Below are 16,147 nucleotides of genomic sequence, written 5' to 3' on the forward strand. Positions count from 1 at the left end.
GAACGTCCTTGGACAAGTGGCATGGAATGCCAAGACTTAACCCGGCGCAGGTGGTTTTGCACCCCTGCCGGACGCAAGGAAGAAACGATGCTCTACAAAGGCAGCTGTCACTGCGGCAAGGTCGCCTTCGAATTCGAGGCGGAGCTGACCGGGGCCGTGCGGTGCAATTGTTCGATCTGCTCGCGCAAGGGCGCGCTCCTGTGCGCCATCCCGCACCAGAGTCTGAGGATTCTGGCCTGGGGTGATGATTTGGGCACCTACACATTCGGCAGTCACGCGATGGCGCACCGCTTCTGCCGCACCTGCGGCATCCACCCTTTCGCCGAGGATGTGCGCGAAGGCGGGGAGCGCAGCGCCTACATTAACCTCAACTGTGTCGCCGGTCTCGACCCGTCGACCTTGTCGATCTTCGACTTCGACGGGCGCTCGGCCTGACACCGTCGCATAAGCCATCACAATGGCAGCGGACCGAGAACCGTGACGGTTCTCGGTCCGCTCGTAAATCAGGAATTCGGCGGCACTATTCCACGCGCTTCGGACCGCGGAGGGACACCACGATGGCCGCGAGCAATGTCGCCGCGCCGCAATAGGCGAATGCGCTGGCGACGCCGGCATGGTCGACCAGCAGGCCACCAAAGACGGCGCCCAATGCAATCGCCACCTGGAACGTCGCCACCATCAAGCCGCCGGCGCTTTCAGCCTGGTCGGGCGCGGCTCGCACCAGCCAGCTCTGCAGCCCGACCGGCACCGCGCCGAAGGCAAAGCCCCAGACCGCGACCGAAACCGCGGCAATGGTCGGCGAGGCGCCAAGAACCAGCATCGAGGCGGCGGCCAGTGCAATCAGCAGGGGGGCCAGCGCGACCGCTGCCTTGAGATTGCGCTCGGCCAGGATGCCGCCGGCGACATTGCCGAAGAAGCCGCCTATGCCGTAGGCCAGCAGCACCAGCGAGATCGTCTCGATGTCGAGCACGGGCACCTTTTCGAGGAATGGGCGCACATAGGTGAAACCGGCAAAGTGCCCTGAGGCGACCAGCAGCACGACCAGCAGCGCCACCCTGATCGACGGGCGCTCCAGCACCTCGAGCAAGGTGCGGAAGCTTGCCACTCCCATGGGCGGCAGCTTCGGGATGGTCGCCACCTGCACCAGCAGCGCCAGCGCGCCGACGATGGTCGCGATCATGAACGCGGTGCGCCATCCCCACATGTCACCGACATAGGCGCCGACGGGGGCCGCGGTGACGGTGGCCAGCGAAACGCCGGTCAGGATGATCGACATGGCACGCGGCATCAGCCGCATCGGCACCAGCCGCAGCGCCATGGCAGCCGACATCGCCCAGAAGCCGCCCAGGGCGACGCCAAGCACGACGCGGGCAAGCAGAAGCATGGGCAAGGATGAAGCAAAGGTGGCCAGGAGATTGGACAGGATCAGGAACATCGTCAGCATCCACATCACCAGCCTGCGGTCCATGCGCCTTGTGATGATCGCCATGGTCGGTGCGGCAATGGCGCCGACGATCGCGGTCGCCGTCACCGCTTGTCCCGCCACGCCTTCTGTGACGCCGAGATCGCGCGCCATCGGCGTCAGCAGGCTGGCGGGCAGGAATTCAGCGGTAACGAGGCCGAAAACCCCAAGCGCGAGCGAGACCACGGCACCCCACGCGGGCTCTGTTCGCTCCTCCTGGTCCGTGGGATTCAATAGGGCGGCGTCGACGGCGCCCGTGGCGGATTCGGCCATGATCAGTCTCCGATGAAGTTGCAGCGCAGCATTTGGCTGCAGTGCAACATAGGGAGTGACGGGCTGGAGTTTCCATGTTAGAAACACCATTATGTTTGACCGTTCGTCCAAAATTCCGGTCACTGGCGACGCGCTGACCGACATATTGCGCGGCTTGCGTCTCGATGGCGTCGAGTATGGCCGCTGCGCAATGAAAGAGCCCTGGGGCATCCAGTTCCCGGCCCAGCCCGCGGCCCGGTTTCACTTCATCGGCCGCAAAGGCTGCTGGCTGAAGCAGCCTTCCGGCGAGTGGGTGCAGCTCAATGCCGGCGATGCGGTGTTGCTGCCGCGGGGCGCTGCTCATGTGTTGGCCAGCGAACCCGGCGCCCAGGCCTGGCCAATTCACAGCTACGGCCGCGAAGAGGTCTGCAAGGACGTCTATTGTACGTCGAACGCGGAGATGTGTGACAAGAATGGCCAGCCGGGCACGCTGCTGTTCTGCGCCAGCATGTATTTCAACCTCGATGGCCTGCATCCGCTGCTCGGGATGATGCCGGATGTGATGCGCACGCACGAGCTCGAAGACTACGAACCCGGCATTCCGCACCTGCTGGATTCGATGGCGCGCGAAGTGACGATGGAGCGCGTCGGGTCCGGCGGCATTCTGGCGCGACTGGCCGACGTGCTTGCCGCCACCGTCATCCGCTCATGGGTCGAGCGCGGCTGCGGCGACTCCTCCGGCTGGATCGCGGCGGTCAGGGACCGCGACATCGGCCGCGTGCTGGCCGCCATTCATCTCGAACCGGACCATGACTGGACGGTCGAGTCGCTGGCCCGGATGATGGGCGCCTCGCGCTCGGGCTTTGCCGAGCGCTTCGCCACCATCGTCGGCGAAACGCCGGCAAGATACGTCACCCAGGTCAGGATGCATCAGGCGCGGCAATGGCTGGTCCGTGACCGGATGAAGATATCGGTCGTTGCCGCCCGTCTCGGCTATGAATCGGACGCCGCCTTCAGCCGCGCCTTCAAGCGCGTCATCGGCTCCGCGCCCAGCCACCTGCGCGCCGAGGAACAGGCCGACATCCGCCAATCCGGGTAACGCAGGCTAACCGTGACTGGCTGATGATTCCACGCTAGAAAATCGGCATGGATTTCAGTTCATCCGAGCGGACCCTTCCGGCATCCGGCGGTCCGCTGACCGACACGCTGCGTGGATTGCGGCTTGAGGGCCAACAAGATTCCCTATGTTTCCGAAGCACCGGGCCAGCCGCAGCGCCTCGGGCCATTGTGGGGCGAAAGGGCCAAGGGCCCGGCGGGAACATTGCTGAAAGTCCCGGGCAACTGGCGTGCTCCTGTTCACGCGCACACCGCGGACTGCCGGCGGTGGTCATAAAGAGGCTGTGGGCGCATTGGCAGATGGACGGCGGCGAAGCGACCAAGGTCGAACTGCCTCCGGGATCCTACTGGACCCAGAAGGCCAACGAGATGCACGACGACGCCTGCCTGTCGGACACCGAATGCGTGATCTTGCTGATCAACGACACCCCTTACGAGACCTACATGGAAAAGTGATCGGGCGCTCTATCCGGCGTGCCGCAAGCTGACGCCACTGCCCTTGTCGAACAGCACGACCTTGTCCGGGTTCCAGGCAAAGCGCACCGGCTGCTCGATCGCGACATCGGTCCTTGCCGGCACCGTCGCGCGCAGCGTCGTGTCGCCGACCCTGAGCGTCAGTATCTTTTCGACGCCGTGATTCTCGACATCGTGGACGCGCGCCTCGACCGGCGCGCCGCTTTCCAGATAGACGTCCTCCGGACGGATACCGAAGACGAGCGGGCGGCCGTCGGTCGCGCCGCTCGCCTTTAGTCCCGACAAAGTATTGGCGCCCCCCGCATAAGGCAGTTCGAAATTCAGCGGTGCCATCACCGCGCGGCCGTTGACCAGTTTGCCGTCGATGAGGTTCATCGGCGGCGAGCCGACGAAGCTCGCCACATAGGTGTCGCGCGGGTTGTTGTAGATCTCGTGCGGCGTGCCGGTCTGGACGATGCGGCCATGGTTGAGCACGCCGACCTTGTCGCCCATCGACATCGCCTCGATCTGGTCGTGGGTGACGAACAGGAAAGTTGCGCCGAGCTGTATCTGCAGGTTCTTCAGTTCCGTGCGTAGCGCCTCGCGCAGCTTGGCGTCGAGCGCCGACAGCGGCTCGTCCATCAGGAACACGCGCGGCTTGCGCACGATGGCGCGGCCGATGGAGACGCGCTGCATCTCGCCGCCCGACAGCCGATCGGTCTTGCGGTCGAGCAGATGCTCGATCCTGAGCGTACGCGCGGCGCGGTCGACGCGATCCTTGATCTCGGCATCGGGCAACCGGCGGATCTTCGGTTTCAGCGGGAATTCGAGGTTTTCGCGCACCGTGTAGCGCGGATAGAGCGAGTATTGCTGCAGCACCAGCGCCACGTCGCGCTCGGCCGCGCCCCAGTCGGCGACGTCGACGCCGTCGATGAAGACCTGGCCTTCGCTTGGTTTTTCCAGGCCGGCGATCAGCCGCAGCGTCGTCGTCTTGCCGGCACCCGTCTCGCCCAGCAGCACGAAGAACTCGCCATCGGCGATGTCGAGATCGAGCCCAACCAAGGCGGTGTGGTTGCCGAAGGTCTTGGAGATGTTCTTGAGCTGGATATGCGCCATCAGAGTCTCACATCAAGCGACTTGCCGCTTGCCTTGTCGAAGAAATGCGCCTGGGTCGGGTCGATCCTGGCGAACACCTTCTCGCCGGGTCCGGCGACGAAACCGCTTTTGGTGCGCGCGCGCAGCATCTTGGAACCGACCTTCAGGTCGACGATGTCGAAGGAGCCGAGCGGTTCGACGATCTGCGTTTCGACAGCCATGAAACCCTCGGCCGCGTCACGGCGGATGAGCACGCCTTCCGGCCGGATACCGAGTGCCAGCCCACCCGCGGCATGGCCGTTGAGCTTCGACAGGAGAGCTCGCGGAAACTCGAAGCCGGTGGCCGCATCACCCACGGTCACCGATGCGGACGAGGCTTTTTCGGCCACCGCCGCGTCGGCGACATTCATCACCGGACTGCCGACGAATTGCGCCACGAACAGATTGGCCGGGCGCGAATAGACCTCGTCCGGCGAGCCGACCTGCTGCAGCACGCCTTCGTGCATTATGACGATGCGGTCGGCGAGGCTCATCGCCTCGATCTGGTCGTGCGTGACATAGATGGTGGTCGAGCCCTGCTTGATGTGCAGCCGCTTGATCTCGGCCCGCATTTCTTCGCGCAGCTTGGCGTCGAGCGCGCCGATCGGCTCGTCCATCAGCATGGCCTTCGGCCGCCGCACCAGCGCCCGGCCGATGGCCACGCGCTGCATGTCGCCGCCCGACAGCGCCGACGGCTTTTTGGCCAGCAGGTCCGTTATCTGCAGCGTCTTGGCGACCGAACGCACCTCGCTGTCGATCTCCGCCTTGCTCTTGCGCGTGGCGCGCAGGGGAAAGGCGATATTCTCGTAGACGCTCATATGCGGGTAGAGCGAAAACGACTGGAAGACCATGGCGATGTCGCGGTCGGCGGCCTTCAGATGCTGGATCGGTTTGCCATCGATCAGGATATCGCCTTCGTCGATCGTCTCCAGCCCGGCTATGGCGCGCAATGTCGTCGTCTTGCCGCAGCCGGACTGACCGAGCAGAACGATGAACTCGTTGTCGGCGATCTGGAGGTTGAGGTCCTTGATGACCTGGACGGCACCGAAGAATTTCTGGACGCCGCGAAGCTCGATCTGGGTCAATGCTGTGCTCCCGGATTTCGCGCCTGCAAGTCCCCGGAATGCCCGGTACCGGCCTTGTCTTCCGGCGCGATCTTCGAGGTGACATTGAAGCCGATCAGCCCGATCAGGATGATGGTCAGGCCGTATGTGTGCAGCAGCATGTTCCACGGCTGGCAGAGCGCGACGATGCCGAGCACCATCAGCACCTGGCTGCCTGGCTCCAGATATTTCTGATTGATGGCGCGAAAGCTCATTTGCGGATCGCTCCGAAGGACATGCCACGCAGCAGGTGATTGCGCAGCAGGAAGGTGAAGATGGCGACCGGCAGCAGGAACAGGAAGGTACCGGCGGCGATCACCGTCCAGTCCGGCAGGCCGGAGCCGACCTGGCTGGGGATGAACGGCGGGGCGGTCTGCGCACGGCGATTGGTCATGATCAGCGCGAAGGCATATTCGTTCCACGCGGTGATGAAGCAGAACACGGCGGTGGCGGCGATGCCTGTGGCCGCCTCCGGCAGCACGATCTTGAAGAAGGCTTCCATGCGCGTATAGCCGTCGACGAGTGCCGCCTCCTCATATTCTTTCGGTATCTCGTCCATGAAACCTTTCATCAGCCACACCGAGAAGGACAGGTTGAAGGCGGTGTAGAGGATGATCAGTCCGACATGGGTATCGTTGAGGCCGACCGCGCGGTACATCAGGAACATCGGGATCGCCACCACCACCGGCGGCAGCATGCGCGTCGACAGGATGAAGAAGAGCAGGTCCGCCTCCCCCTTCACCTTGAAACGCGAGAAGCCGTAGGCGGTGAACGTGCCCATGCCGACCGCCAGCACGGTCGAGGTGATGGCGATGATCAGCGAGTTCAGGAAGCGGCTCGGATAGCCCGACCACTGCACCTGGCCTTTACCGTCGCGCACGATCTTCTCGCCGCCGTCGAAAACGACGCGCTCCCACCACGGGGCGGCCGCGTACTCTTCGGGCGTCGGCGGACTGCGCAATTGCGAGCGCTTGGTGAACAGCTTCACGAAAGGCGAAATTTCCGGCTGGAAGACGACCGTCGGCGGGATGGTGGTGGCCAGGTTGCGCGGCTTGAAGGCCGTCGACGCGATCCAGTAGATCGGGGCGAGGAAGATGATCGTCACCAACAGCACGGCGACGATGGCGACGCGGTTGAAGCCGATCTCGGAAGAAGTGCGGACTGCGGCCATCTCAGCGCTCCTTCACCTTGTTGAGGTATTTGACATAGATATTGGTAATGGCCAGCACCATGATCAGCACGATGTAGGCCATCGCGCAGGAACGCCCCGTCTGCCACTCCTGGAACGCCATCTTGTAGAGCCGGATCGAGATCAGCTCGGCCGTCGGCTGGCTGGTCAGGATGTAGGCGAGGTCGAAGGTCTTGAACGCCTCCATGGTACGGAAGATGACCGCGATCATCAGGATCGGCGCGACCAGCGGCAGCGTGATGCGGAAGAAGGTGTAGAACGGCCCGGCGCGGTCGATCGCGGCGGCCTCGTAGAGATGTTTCGGCACCGCCGAGAGGCCTGCCAGCGACAACAGCATGACGAAGGGCGACCACATCCAGATGTCGGTCAGCGCAACCGCATAGAGCGCCATCTTGGGATCGGCCAGCCACTCGAAATTGCCGAGCCCGAGCGCATAGTTGATGACCCCCCATGATGGGTCGTAGAGAAGCTTCCAGAACAAGCCGACAACAGCCATCGACAGCATCATCGGCAGCAGCAGGAGCGTGGTGATAAGGCCCTTGAGCGGGATATCCCGGTTCAGCAGCATCGCCACGCCGAAGCCGACAAACAACTGGCCGGCGACCGAGATGATCACGTATTTGGCGGTGATGGCGAAGTTGGACCAGACATAGGGGTCGTTGAGCAGGTCGCGGTAGTTCTGCAGCCCGACGAAAGTCGCCGGCGCATTGGTCGACGCACGAAAGTCGGTGAAGGAATAACCGAGCGAATAGATCAGCGGAAAGATGTTGAAGACGATCAGGAACAGGACCGTCGGGATGATGAAGAGATTGCGGATGGAAGTGTCGCTCAGGCCGCGCGCGGCCGCTCTTGAAGACCTGTCCAGCGTGGTGATCATCGTGGTCGCCAAGACCCTGCTCCCGGTTGCGGAAAAAGAAACGGAGGGGGCATCAAGCCCCCTCCGCGAGGCATGATCGTTATTGGCCGCGGCCGTACTTCTTGAAGGTCGCGTTCCAGTCGGCCGCCAAAGCGTCCAGCGTTTCCTTGGCGGTACCTTCCCCGCCGATCATGTAGGGATAGACGCGCTGGTTGAGCTGCTGCAGCAGTTCGGCATATTCCGGCACCGCCCAGAAATCCTTCACCTTGAACATGGTCTCGTAGAAGGCCTTGTTGTAGGGCGTGGCGTTCTGGAATTCCGGCGACTTGAGCACCGCCGCGCTGCAAGTATAGCCGCCAAGGGCCGCCCACTTCTTCTGGGTCTCGTCCTTGATGAACCATTCCAGGAACTTCGTCGCCTCTTCCTGCTTCTGCGAGTAGGAGACGATGGAGATGCCCTGCCCGCCGAGTGCGGCGAACTGGTCGCCGTTCGGGCCTGGAGGGTTGGCGAAGAAGCCGGTGTTCTTGGCATTCGGGTTCGACGCCTCGTTGATCAGCGAGGGGAAGAACGCGAAGTAGTTCATGCTCATCGCGGCCAGGTTTTCGGTGATCGCCTGGTTGTCCTCGACGAAGAACGACTTGGCCCAGCCTGGAGGGGTGAACTTGTAGAGTTCCTTGTAGGCGTCGAGCGCTGCGACCGCCTTGTCGGAGTTGATGAAGCCATCGACCTTGTAGGTCGAATAGTCACCCAGTTCGCCGCCATAGGAGAACAGCGCGTTCTCGAACCCCATTGCCATCGCGTCGTAGGAATTGTCGGTGTAGATGGCGATTCCGTATCTCTTCTGGTCCGGCCGGTAGAAGAATTCGGCGATGTCGCGCAACGCCTTGAAATCCTTCGGCACGTCGAGGTCGTAACCATACTTGGCCTTGAACGCTTCCTTTTCCTTGGGGTCCTCGAACCAGTCCTTGCGATAGGACCAGCCGACGGCGTCGCCTTCAAGCGGGATGGCCCAGTACTTGCTGCTTCCGCCCGGATATTCGGCATAGTACTTCACCGTCGCCGGTGCCATTACTTCGCCGAGCTTGTGCTTGTTGAAGAAGTCGGTCAGGTCGACATAGTGGCCACCGGTCGAGCCGGCACCGAGCCATTGCGAGTCGCCGACGACCATATCATAGGCGTCGCCATGGGCGTTGAACTCGGTGAAGGCCTTGGTCTGGAAGTCGGACCACGGGGTGGTTTCCACCGTGATCTTGACGCCGGTTTCCTTCTCGTACTCGTTGCCGAGTTCCTGCAAATAGTTGGCCGGATCCCATTCCGCCCAGAAGATGGTGAGCGACTTTTCCTGCGCGTAGACGGACGTTCCGCAGGCAAGCGTTAAGCCGATACCAGCAAGCACGCTGGTCACTAACTTGCGCATAATGATTTCCTCCCTTGTGCGCGTTCTACCTTGTCATGCGAGCCGGCGACGCAGCCGACCCTGGTAGTTCCTCCCGTAATCGCACCTTTCCGGTTTCGGCCTCCTCGCCCTGCCGGAAAAATGGATCGCAACCCTCACTTTCTATCCACTTTTCTGATCCAATCTGGTATTACCAATCCTGCGTCGGCGTCAAGCCCTTTCTTGGGAGCCCTACATCCTCAGCGCTCCCGGATTCAGACATTATCTGCCTGTTTTCGCATGATTTTCCTACTCAGTGATATGCACAGGTGTTGCCTGGCACCTCGCGCTGGAGTTAATATCGACAGTCGGCATGCAAATCTGGTCGAACCAGATTGGTGCTATTTCACGGCTGTCCTTGAACCGACACCGCCTCCTTCATCGATCGATTCCGCGACCGCCGCACGCACCAGCGCACCAGCCGCCCATTGCGCGACCGCCATCGTTTTGCGGCTATCCAGCCCCCAGATGTCTTTCAGCACGATCAGCACCTCGACGCCGAAGATCAGCGACAGTGCCTGCGCCAGGCGTTTGAAGTCGCGCGGCGGCAAGCGCCCTTTGAGCGGCGCGATCGCCTCCTTCAAAAGATCGACGCGATGACCGCGCGTGAGAGCCGGCTCGCCACCCAGCGTGCCGGCCTGGCGCCTCGCCCACTGGTCGAGCGACAGCTTCAGCGCCGCCTTGAACGTCGCCTCGAAGGCCTCGATGCGCGGCATGGCGGTGTCAAACAGCTCTGCGACCCGGCGCCCGGCATCGGGGGAGGTCGATTGCCAGGTCAGGATCGGGCCGAGCCCCTCATTGACGACCGCCTGCACCAACGCCGCCTGGCTCGGGAAATAACGATAGGCGGTGGCACGGGAAACCTGCGCCGCTTCCGCGACCTCGCTGACCGAAGGCGTGACGCCCGCCTGCATCAGCCGCGTCGCCGTCTCCAGCATCAGCCGTTTGGTGCGCGCCCGGGGTCCGCGCTCGGCTCTCTCGCTGGCGTCGTCCTGCACGGTGGCTTGTTGACGTGAGACATCCATGTCAATACGATACGCGCGTCTCAAAAATTTGCAATGACCTGGGAACGGCCCGTGAAGCGCATCTACGTCGTGGGCACCGCCGACACCAAGGGTGAGGAACTCGCCTTCCTGGCCGATGCGGTCGCCGCCACCGACGCCGCTGTTTGCCGTGTCGATGTCGGAACGCGCAACGCAACCGTGCCTGTCGACATCACCGCCAAGGAAATTTCCGGCCATCACCCCGACGGCGTCAACGCCGTGCTCGGCGGAAGTGATCGCGGCGCCGCCGTCGCCGCGATGGGCGTCGCCGTCGCCCGCTTCATCCAATCGCGAAACGACATCGCCGCGATTATCGGCATTGGCGGCGGCGGCGGCACGTCGATCATCACGTCGGGCATGCGCGCCCTGCCGCTCGGCCTGCCCAAGATCATGGTCTCGACGCTCGCATCGGGCGACACCGCACCCTATGTCGATGTCTCCGACATCATCATGATGCCTGCCGTGACCGACATGGCGGGGTTGAACCGGCTCTCCCGCGTCGTCCTGCACAATGCCGCCCAGGCGATCTCCGGCATGGCGGCGAGGCCTGCGCCGCCGCCCGACGGCAAGGCTTCGATCGGTCTCACCATGTTCGGCGTCACCACGCCGTGCGTGACCGCCATCGCCGACCAGCTTCGCTCCCGATACGATTGCATGGTTTTCCATGCCACCGGCACCGGCGGCCGCAGCATGGAGAAGCTCGCCGACAGCGGCCTGCTCTCCGGCACCATCGACATCACGACGACCGAAGTCTGCGACCTTCTGCTCGGCGGCGTGCTGCCGGCGACGCAGGATCGTTTCGGTGCGATCATGCGCACCCGCCTGCCCTATGTCGGTTCGGTCGGCGCGCTCGACATGGTCAATTTCTGGGCGCCTTCGACCATTCCGGAACGATATCGCGGCCGGCTGTTCTACGAGCACAATCCGAACGTCACGTTGATGCGCACCACGGCTGACGAGTGCCGCCAGATCGGCGAATGGATCGGCGCCAGGCTCGCCCGCTGCGAAGGGCCGGTGCATTTCCTGATCCCTGAAAAGGGTGTCTCGGCGCTCGACATCAAGGGTGGCGCCTTCTTCGATCCGGAGGCCGATGCGGTCCTGTTCGAAGCCATCGAGCGCACCATCCAGCCAAACAGCATGCGCCGCATCACCCGCCTGCCGTTGCACATCAACGACCCCGAATTCGCCCAGGCGGCAACCGCCGTCTTCCTCGACATCGCCAGACACTGAGGTCCAAGAACATGCCCGCCATACCGCGCAAGGACATACTGAAGAAATTCCGGGGAATGATCGACAAGGGCGTGCCGATCGTCGGCGGCGGCGCCGGCACCGGCCTGTCGGCCAAGGCCGAGGAGGCTGGCGGCATCGACCTCATCATCATCTACAATTCCGGCCGCTACCGCATGGCCGGGCGCGGCTCGGCCGCCGGCCTGCTCGCCTATGGCAATGCCAACGAGATCGTCAAGGAGATGGCCTACGAGGTGCTACCGGTGGTGAAGAAGACGCCGGTTCTGGCTGGCGTCAACGGCACCGATCCCTTCGTCATCATGCCCCTGCTTTTGGCCGAGCTGAAGACCATGGGCTTTTCCGGCGTGCAGAACTTTCCGACCATCGGCCTGTTCGACGGCTCGATGCGGCAGAGTTTCGAGGAGACCGGCATGGGCTTTGGGCTCGAGGTCGACATGATCGCCGAGGCGCACAAGCTTGACCTCTTTACCACGCCCTATGTCTTCAGCCCCGACGAGGCCCGCGCCATGACCAAGGCCGGTGCCGACATCGTCGTTGCCCATATGGGCGTGACGACGGGCGGCTCGATCGGCGCCACATCGGCCAAATCGCTCGACGACTGCGTGGTCCAGATCGATGCGATCGCCGAAGCCGCCCGCTCGGTGCGCGAGGACGTCATCCTGCTTTGCCATGGCGGCCCGATCTCGATGCCCGACGACGCGCGCTACATTCTCTCGCGAGCCAAGGGCCTGCATGGCTTCTATGGCGCAAGCTCGATGGAACGGCTGCCGGCCGAAGCGGCGATCGCCAGGCAGACTGCCGATTTCAAGGCGCTCGGCGGCGAGAAAGCCGCGAAGAAAAAGAAGGGGTGATGAGAGATGATCGACAAGAGCAAGGTGTTTGTCTACCCGAAGGACGTCAGCGCCTTCGGCTTCGACTGGGGCAAGCTGTCGCTGACGGTGGCTCCGGAAGTGAACGGCGCTGTCCGCTTTTCCGGCGGCGTGGTCGATCTGCCCTCCGGCAAGGGCCACGCCCGCCACAATCATCCAGGCGCCGAAGAGATCATCTTCGTCATTTCGGGCCATGGCGAGCAGATGGTCGAGGACGAAAAGGGCAATCCGGTGGTCGAGAAGGTCGGCCCCGGCTGCACCATCTATGTGCCGGAAAGCCGTTTTCATTCGACATTGAACACAGGCGACGGGCCGATGCAGCTCTTCGTCGCCTATTCGCCGGCCGGACCGGAATTGGGCTTGCGGGAATTGCCGGATTTCAGGCTGCTGCCACCCGGGCAGTAATGAACTGGTTTCTGTCCGAAGCCGCGCTGCCCCTCATTGTCCTGCCGGACATTTCTCCCCGTATAGTGACGGGGAGAAAGACGCAGCCATCGGCGCTTTCGCCAATTTTCAACGCCGCAAAACAGATACCGAGGGCGCGGCTGTCCTCTTCTCCTTGTCACTATACGTGGAGAAGGTGCCGACAGGCGGATGAGCGGCGCCAGCCTTGGGTTCTATGAAATCCCGCCCCGGTTCCACCCCCGCCCCCGATCACCGAACATCACATAGCCGCTCTCGGTCACCGCCAGTGTATCCTCAAGCTTGATGAAGCCACGCGTCGGGTGGAGCATCGTCGTCTCGACCGACAGCACCATGTTCTTCTCCAGCGGCTTGGCCGCATAGGTGCCTTCATAGGTCACCGGATGGTTGGTCATCAGGAACGGCGCCTCATGCGTGATCAGGCCCATGCCGTGGGCGAAGAAATCCGTATAGGCAGCGACTTTTGATTTCTTCAGCACGCCCTCGGCGTGGGAAATCATGTCGCCGCCGAGCGTGCCCGCTTTGACCTTCGAGAAGGCAGCCTGCTGCACCGTCTCGACCTCGGCCAGCAGATCCTCAAGCTCGGCATCCGGTTCACCCAGAATGCCCATCCGGCAGAGGTCGCCGATATAGCCGTGGTAATTGCCGCCGGAATCGATTGACAGCACCTCGCCCTTCTTCCATGCCTGCGGTGAAGCGGCTCGGTTATGGCTGGAGCCCAACGTCAGCAGGCAATATTCGAAATGGATCCCGCGATTGGTTTCTTCGCGCCGCAGCTGCTCGATCATTTCGGCCTTGGTCGTGCCTTCGTGCGCCCATTGGATGGTTGCCAGCATGGAATCGGTGATCAGTTCGGAAGCCGTGCGCAGCTTCTCCAGCTCGGCATCGGTCTTGATCGCACGCATGCGCTCCAGCATGTCGGTCGCATCGATCAGCTTGGCCTCCGGCAGCGCCTTGCGGATCAGTGTGTAGGCGTCCGACGGCAGGAAACCCGGCTCGATGCCGATGCGCGCGCCCGCCTTGCCGATCTTCTGCAAATGTTCGACGGCGAGGTTCGCGGCGTCGAGCGTGCCCCAGCAGGCGGCATGCAGCGTCGGTGTCCAGAAGGGATTGTTCTGGTGCTCGCCGCCTTCCATGCGGTTGCCGATATAGGCGGCGTGATCGGGTCCGCCCTTCTCGTAAATGACTATGGGCAGATAGCGGCTGTGGCCGATAGCATCCATGGCGGCGAAGAAGATGAATTTGTAGCCGCCAAGCAGATATTGCGTGTTGTGCTTGGAGGACGCGAGCAGCACATCGATGCCGGCCTCCTCCATCAGCCGATCGACCCTAGCCTGGTCGAACGGGATCTTGCTGACGGCACTCTTGCCCGGGGCAATGTTCATCTCTCTCTCCCTTGGATTGCCTGGGATCACAGGCCGCTCGGCGTCCCGATCCCCTGGCTGTCGATCAAATCTGCACCATTTTTCCCACACTGGTCTAGCCAGAATGCGCGAAGAGCGCGACTGCGCCGTCACCAAGCCGTCATCGGCCGTATATCCATCAAATCTGGTCTTACCAGATAGATGGAATTGAGCCGTTTCCCGCAAACTGGTCCAGCGGACGAAAATTTCAAAGCCAAGCAAGGATGCGCCAATTCCGTCTCTGGCGAAACCCTTGGCAAGGCTCATAATCGCCGCCGCAAGGATGCCGGCGGGCTCGCAGGCGTTCGAGGGGTATGGCGCGCCCTGTGGGGTCGCGGAGAGGACGGAGTTCGATCATGTCAGGTTTCACGATTTCCAGACGCAGAATGCTTGCCGGCTCGGCGATACTGCTCGCCTCCACCGCCATGCCGACACTTGGCTGGGCGCAGACACCGAACAAGGGCGGCCGGCTGGTGCTCGCCGCCGATTCCGAGCCACGCAACCTCAACCCGGCGATCGTCGCCTCAAACGGCGTCTTCTTCATCTCCAGCAAGATCGTCGAAACGCTTGCCGAAGCCTCCTTCGACAGCAAGGACGGGCTTGCGCCACGCCTGGCTCTGAGCTGGGAAGGCGCCGCCGATGGGCTTTCGGTGACGTTCAAGCTGCGCGAAGGCGTCAAATGGCATGACGGCAAGCCGTTCACGTCGGCCGACGTCGCCTTCTCGGCGCTGCAGATCTGGAAGCCGCTGCAAAATCTCGGCCGCACCGTGTTCAAGGACCTGGCTGGCGTCGACACACCTGACGATCTCACCGCCGTGTTCAAATTCGCCAAACCGACGCCGTTCCAGCTGATCCGCAACGCGCTGCCGGCGCTGAGCAGCGTCGTGCCGAAGCATGTCTACGAGGTCGGCAAGATTGAGGACAACCCGGCCAATAACGCGCCCATCGGCACTGGGCCGTTCAAGTTCGGCGAGTACAAGGCCGGCCAGTATTACCGGCTGATCAAGAACACGGATTACTGGGGCAAGGACGAGCCCTACCTCGACGAAATCATCTACCAGGTGCTGCCCGACCGCACGTCGGCGGCAAGCGCACTGGAAGCCGAGGAAATCCAGCTTGCCGCCTTTTCGGCCGTGCCGCTGGCCGACCTCGACCGCATCTCCAAGGTGCCGGGCCTGAAGGTGATCACCAAGGGTTATGAAGGACTGACCTATCAGCTCGTCGTCGAGATCAACCATCGCCGCAAGGAACTGGCCGATGTGAAAGTGCGCCAGGCGATCGCGCACGCCATCGACAAGGATTTCGTCGTCAAGACCGTGTTCCTTGGCTATGCCGCGACCGCCACCGGCCCGGTGCCGAAGAACGACCCGCAGTTCTACACCGCCGACGTGCCGACCTATGCCTTCGACGTCGCCAAGGCCAACGCCTTGCTCGACGAGGCCGGCTACAAGAAAGGCCCGGACGGCAAGCGCTTTACGCTCAAGCTCCTGCCCGCGCCATATTTCAACGAGACCAAGCAGTTCGGCGACTACCTGCGCCAGGCACTCGCCGCCATCGGCATCGACGCGGAGCTCGTCAACAACGACTCCGCCGCGCACATCAAGGCCGTCTACACCGACCACGCCTTCGACCTTGCGGTGGGTCCGCCGGTGTTCCGCGGCGATCCGGCGATCTCGACAACCATCCTGGTGCAGAGCGGCATTCCCGACGGCGTGCCGTTCTCCAACCAGGGCGGCTACAAGAACGACGCGCTCGATGCGCTCATCGCCAAGGCATCCGAGACGCTCGACACCACGGCCCGCACCGACCTCTACAAGGAGTTCCAGAAGGAGGTGGCCGCCGACCTGCCGCTGATCAACGTCGCCGAATGGAGTTTCATCAGCGTCGCGCGCGACACCGTTGGCAACATCGCCAACAACCCGCGCTGGGCGGTGTCGAACTGGGCGGACACGTATCTGGAATCGTGACACATTTGCGCGGATGAGAATTCGCGAGAAAAGGGGAATTTGGCCGAAGGCCGAGTTCCTTCACACCCCCCTCTGTCCTGCCGGACATCTCCCCCGCAAGGGGGGAGATCAGCTATTTGTCCGCCCCGCCAATTATGCGGCGTCGAAAATTGGCGAAGCCGTCGGTGACATCCAATCTCCCCCCTTGCGGGGGA

The 16,147-nt window shown here is 62.8% G+C and carries 15 protein-coding genes and 1 pseudogene; 7 read left to right on the top strand and 9 right to left on the bottom strand.

Going from position 1 to position 16,147, the window contains the following annotated elements:
* Positions 1-87: 87 nt before the first annotated feature.
* Positions 88-435 carry a GFA family protein gene (locus X741_RS138350; RefSeq protein WP_023780612.1) on the top strand — a complete coding sequence of 116 codons (348 nt, stop codon included), beginning with the start codon at positions 88-90 and terminating at the stop codon, positions 433-435.
* Between the two features lie 85 nt (positions 436-520).
* Here X741_RS138350 and X741_RS138345 read toward each other — a convergent pair whose 3' ends face one another.
* On the bottom strand, positions 521-1,735 hold the full coding sequence (locus X741_RS138345; protein WP_023780613.1) for an MFS transporter: 1,215 nt from the start codon (positions 1,733-1,735) through the stop codon (positions 521-523).
* Between the two features lie 91 nt (positions 1,736-1,826).
* On the opposite strand from X741_RS138345, the gene X741_RS138340 reads away from it, so the two are divergent.
* A complete protein-coding gene (locus tag X741_RS138340; protein ID WP_023780614.1) occupies positions 1,827-2,813 on the top strand; it encodes an AraC family transcriptional regulator in 987 nt (328 codons plus the stop codon).
* A gap of 129 nt (positions 2,814-2,942) precedes the next feature.
* Positions 2,943-3,286 (top strand): annotated as a pseudogene (locus X741_RS01000000167265) (DUF4437 domain-containing protein); the annotation flags it as partial.
* A 9-nt stretch (positions 3,287-3,295) separates the two neighbouring features.
* Here X741_RS01000000167265 and X741_RS138335 read toward each other — a convergent pair.
* From X741_RS138335 to X741_RS138305, 7 genes are all read right to left on the bottom strand, one after another.
* Positions 3,296-4,399 (bottom strand): ABC transporter ATP-binding protein, encoded by a 1,104-nt coding sequence (locus X741_RS138335; RefSeq protein WP_023780615.1) that lies wholly within the window; start codon positions 4,397-4,399, stop codon positions 3,296-3,298.
* A complete protein-coding gene (locus X741_RS138330) occupies positions 4,399-5,502 on the bottom strand; it encodes an ABC transporter ATP-binding protein (protein WP_023763963.1) in 1,104 nt (367 codons plus the stop codon). The genes X741_RS138335 and X741_RS138330 overlap by 1 nt, the downstream gene beginning before the upstream one ends.
* Positions 5,499-5,735: a hypothetical protein gene (locus X741_RS138325; protein WP_023780616.1), complete on the bottom strand. Its 237-nt coding sequence runs from the start codon at positions 5,733-5,735 to the stop codon at positions 5,499-5,501. Before X741_RS138325 ends, X741_RS138330 begins: the two co-directional genes overlap by 4 nt.
* Positions 5,732-6,691, bottom strand: coding sequence for a carbohydrate ABC transporter permease (locus tag X741_RS138320; RefSeq protein ID WP_013892904.1), 960 nt, complete (start codon positions 6,689-6,691; stop codon positions 5,732-5,734). The genes X741_RS138325 and X741_RS138320 overlap by 4 nt, the downstream gene beginning before the upstream one ends.
* Before the next feature lies 1 nt (position 6,692).
* The gene (locus tag X741_RS138315) at positions 6,693-7,598 is read right to left on the bottom strand and encodes a sugar ABC transporter permease (RefSeq protein WP_023763961.1); all 906 of its coding nucleotides are present in this window, start codon (positions 7,596-7,598) and stop codon (positions 6,693-6,695) included.
* A 67-nt stretch (positions 7,599-7,665) separates the two neighbouring features.
* The gene (locus X741_RS138310; protein ID WP_023780617.1) at positions 7,666-8,982 is read right to left on the bottom strand and encodes an ABC transporter substrate-binding protein; all 1,317 of its coding nucleotides are present in this window, start codon (positions 8,980-8,982) and stop codon (positions 7,666-7,668) included.
* Positions 8,983-9,341: 359 nt separating this feature from the next.
* Complete coding sequence (locus tag X741_RS138305; protein ID WP_023780618.1) at positions 9,342-10,025, bottom strand: TetR/AcrR family transcriptional regulator; 684 nt, start codon at positions 10,023-10,025, stop codon at positions 9,342-9,344.
* A gap of 51 nt (positions 10,026-10,076) precedes the next feature.
* Between X741_RS138305 and X741_RS138300 the strand changes: the two genes are divergently transcribed.
* From X741_RS138300 to X741_RS138290, 3 genes are read left to right on the top strand one after another with little or no spacing between them, the layout of a single operon-like run.
* On the top strand, positions 10,077-11,273 hold the full coding sequence (locus tag X741_RS138300) for a Tm-1-like ATP-binding domain-containing protein (RefSeq protein WP_023780619.1): 1,197 nt from the start codon (positions 10,077-10,079) through the stop codon (positions 11,271-11,273).
* A gap of 11 nt (positions 11,274-11,284) precedes the next feature.
* On the top strand, positions 11,285-12,142 hold the full coding sequence (locus tag X741_RS138295) for a phosphoenolpyruvate hydrolase family protein (protein ID WP_023780620.1): 858 nt from the start codon (positions 11,285-11,287) through the stop codon (positions 12,140-12,142).
* Positions 12,143-12,148: 6 nt separating this feature from the next.
* A complete protein-coding gene (locus tag X741_RS138290) occupies positions 12,149-12,565 on the top strand; it encodes a cupin domain-containing protein (RefSeq protein ID WP_031250646.1) in 417 nt (138 codons plus the stop codon).
* Between the two features lie 212 nt (positions 12,566-12,777).
* On the opposite strand, the gene X741_RS138285 is transcribed toward X741_RS138290, so the two are convergent.
* Entirely contained in the window at positions 12,778-13,968 is a 1,191-nt protein-coding gene (locus tag X741_RS138285; protein WP_023780622.1) for a Xaa-Pro peptidase family protein, read from the bottom strand.
* 374 nt (positions 13,969-14,342) lie between these two features.
* On the opposite strand from X741_RS138285, the gene X741_RS138280 reads away from it, so the two are divergent.
* A complete protein-coding gene (locus X741_RS138280) occupies positions 14,343-15,953 on the top strand; it encodes an ABC transporter substrate-binding protein (RefSeq protein WP_023780623.1) in 1,611 nt (536 codons plus the stop codon).
* Positions 15,954-16,147: the final 194 nt, after the last annotated feature.

The organism is Mesorhizobium sp. LNHC221B00 (assembly GCF_000502935.1).
Lineage (GTDB): Bacteria > Pseudomonadota > Alphaproteobacteria > Rhizobiales > Rhizobiaceae > Mesorhizobium > Mesorhizobium opportunistum.

Bases quoted from the DNA above. Each gene is read 5' to 3' on its own strand.
- X741_RS138350 (WP_023780612.1), top strand. From the start codon at position 88: ATGCTCTACAAAGGCAGCTGTCACTGCGGCAAGGTCGCCTTCGAATTC.
- X741_RS138345 (WP_023780613.1), bottom strand. From the start codon at position 1,735: ATGGCCGAATCCGCCACGGGCGCCGTCGACGCCGCCCTATTGAATCCC.
- X741_RS138340 (WP_023780614.1), top strand. From the start codon at position 1,827: ATGTTTGACCGTTCGTCCAAAATTCCGGTCACTGGCGACGCGCTGACC.
- X741_RS138335 (WP_023780615.1), bottom strand. From the start codon at position 4,399: ATGGCGCATATCCAGCTCAAGAACATCTCCAAGACCTTCGGCAACCAC.
- X741_RS138325 (WP_023780616.1), bottom strand. From the start codon at position 5,735: ATGAGCTTTCGCGCCATCAATCAGAAATATCTGGAGCCAGGCAGCCAG.
- X741_RS138320 (WP_013892904.1), bottom strand. From the start codon at position 6,691: ATGGCCGCAGTCCGCACTTCTTCCGAGATCGGCTTCAACCGCGTCGCC.
- X741_RS138310 (WP_023780617.1), bottom strand. From the start codon at position 8,982: ATGCGCAAGTTAGTGACCAGCGTGCTTGCTGGTATCGGCTTAACGCTT.
- X741_RS138305 (WP_023780618.1), bottom strand. From the start codon at position 10,025: ATGGATGTCTCACGTCAACAAGCCACCGTGCAGGACGACGCCAGCGAG.
- X741_RS138295 (WP_023780620.1), top strand. From the start codon at position 11,285: ATGCCCGCCATACCGCGCAAGGACATACTGAAGAAATTCCGGGGAATG.
- X741_RS138290 (WP_031250646.1), top strand. From the start codon at position 12,149: ATGATCGACAAGAGCAAGGTGTTTGTCTACCCGAAGGACGTCAGCGCC.
- X741_RS138285 (WP_023780622.1), bottom strand. From the start codon at position 13,968: ATGAACATTGCCCCGGGCAAGAGTGCCGTCAGCAAGATCCCGTTCGAC.
- X741_RS138280 (WP_023780623.1), top strand. From the start codon at position 14,343: ATGTCAGGTTTCACGATTTCCAGACGCAGAATGCTTGCCGGCTCGGCG.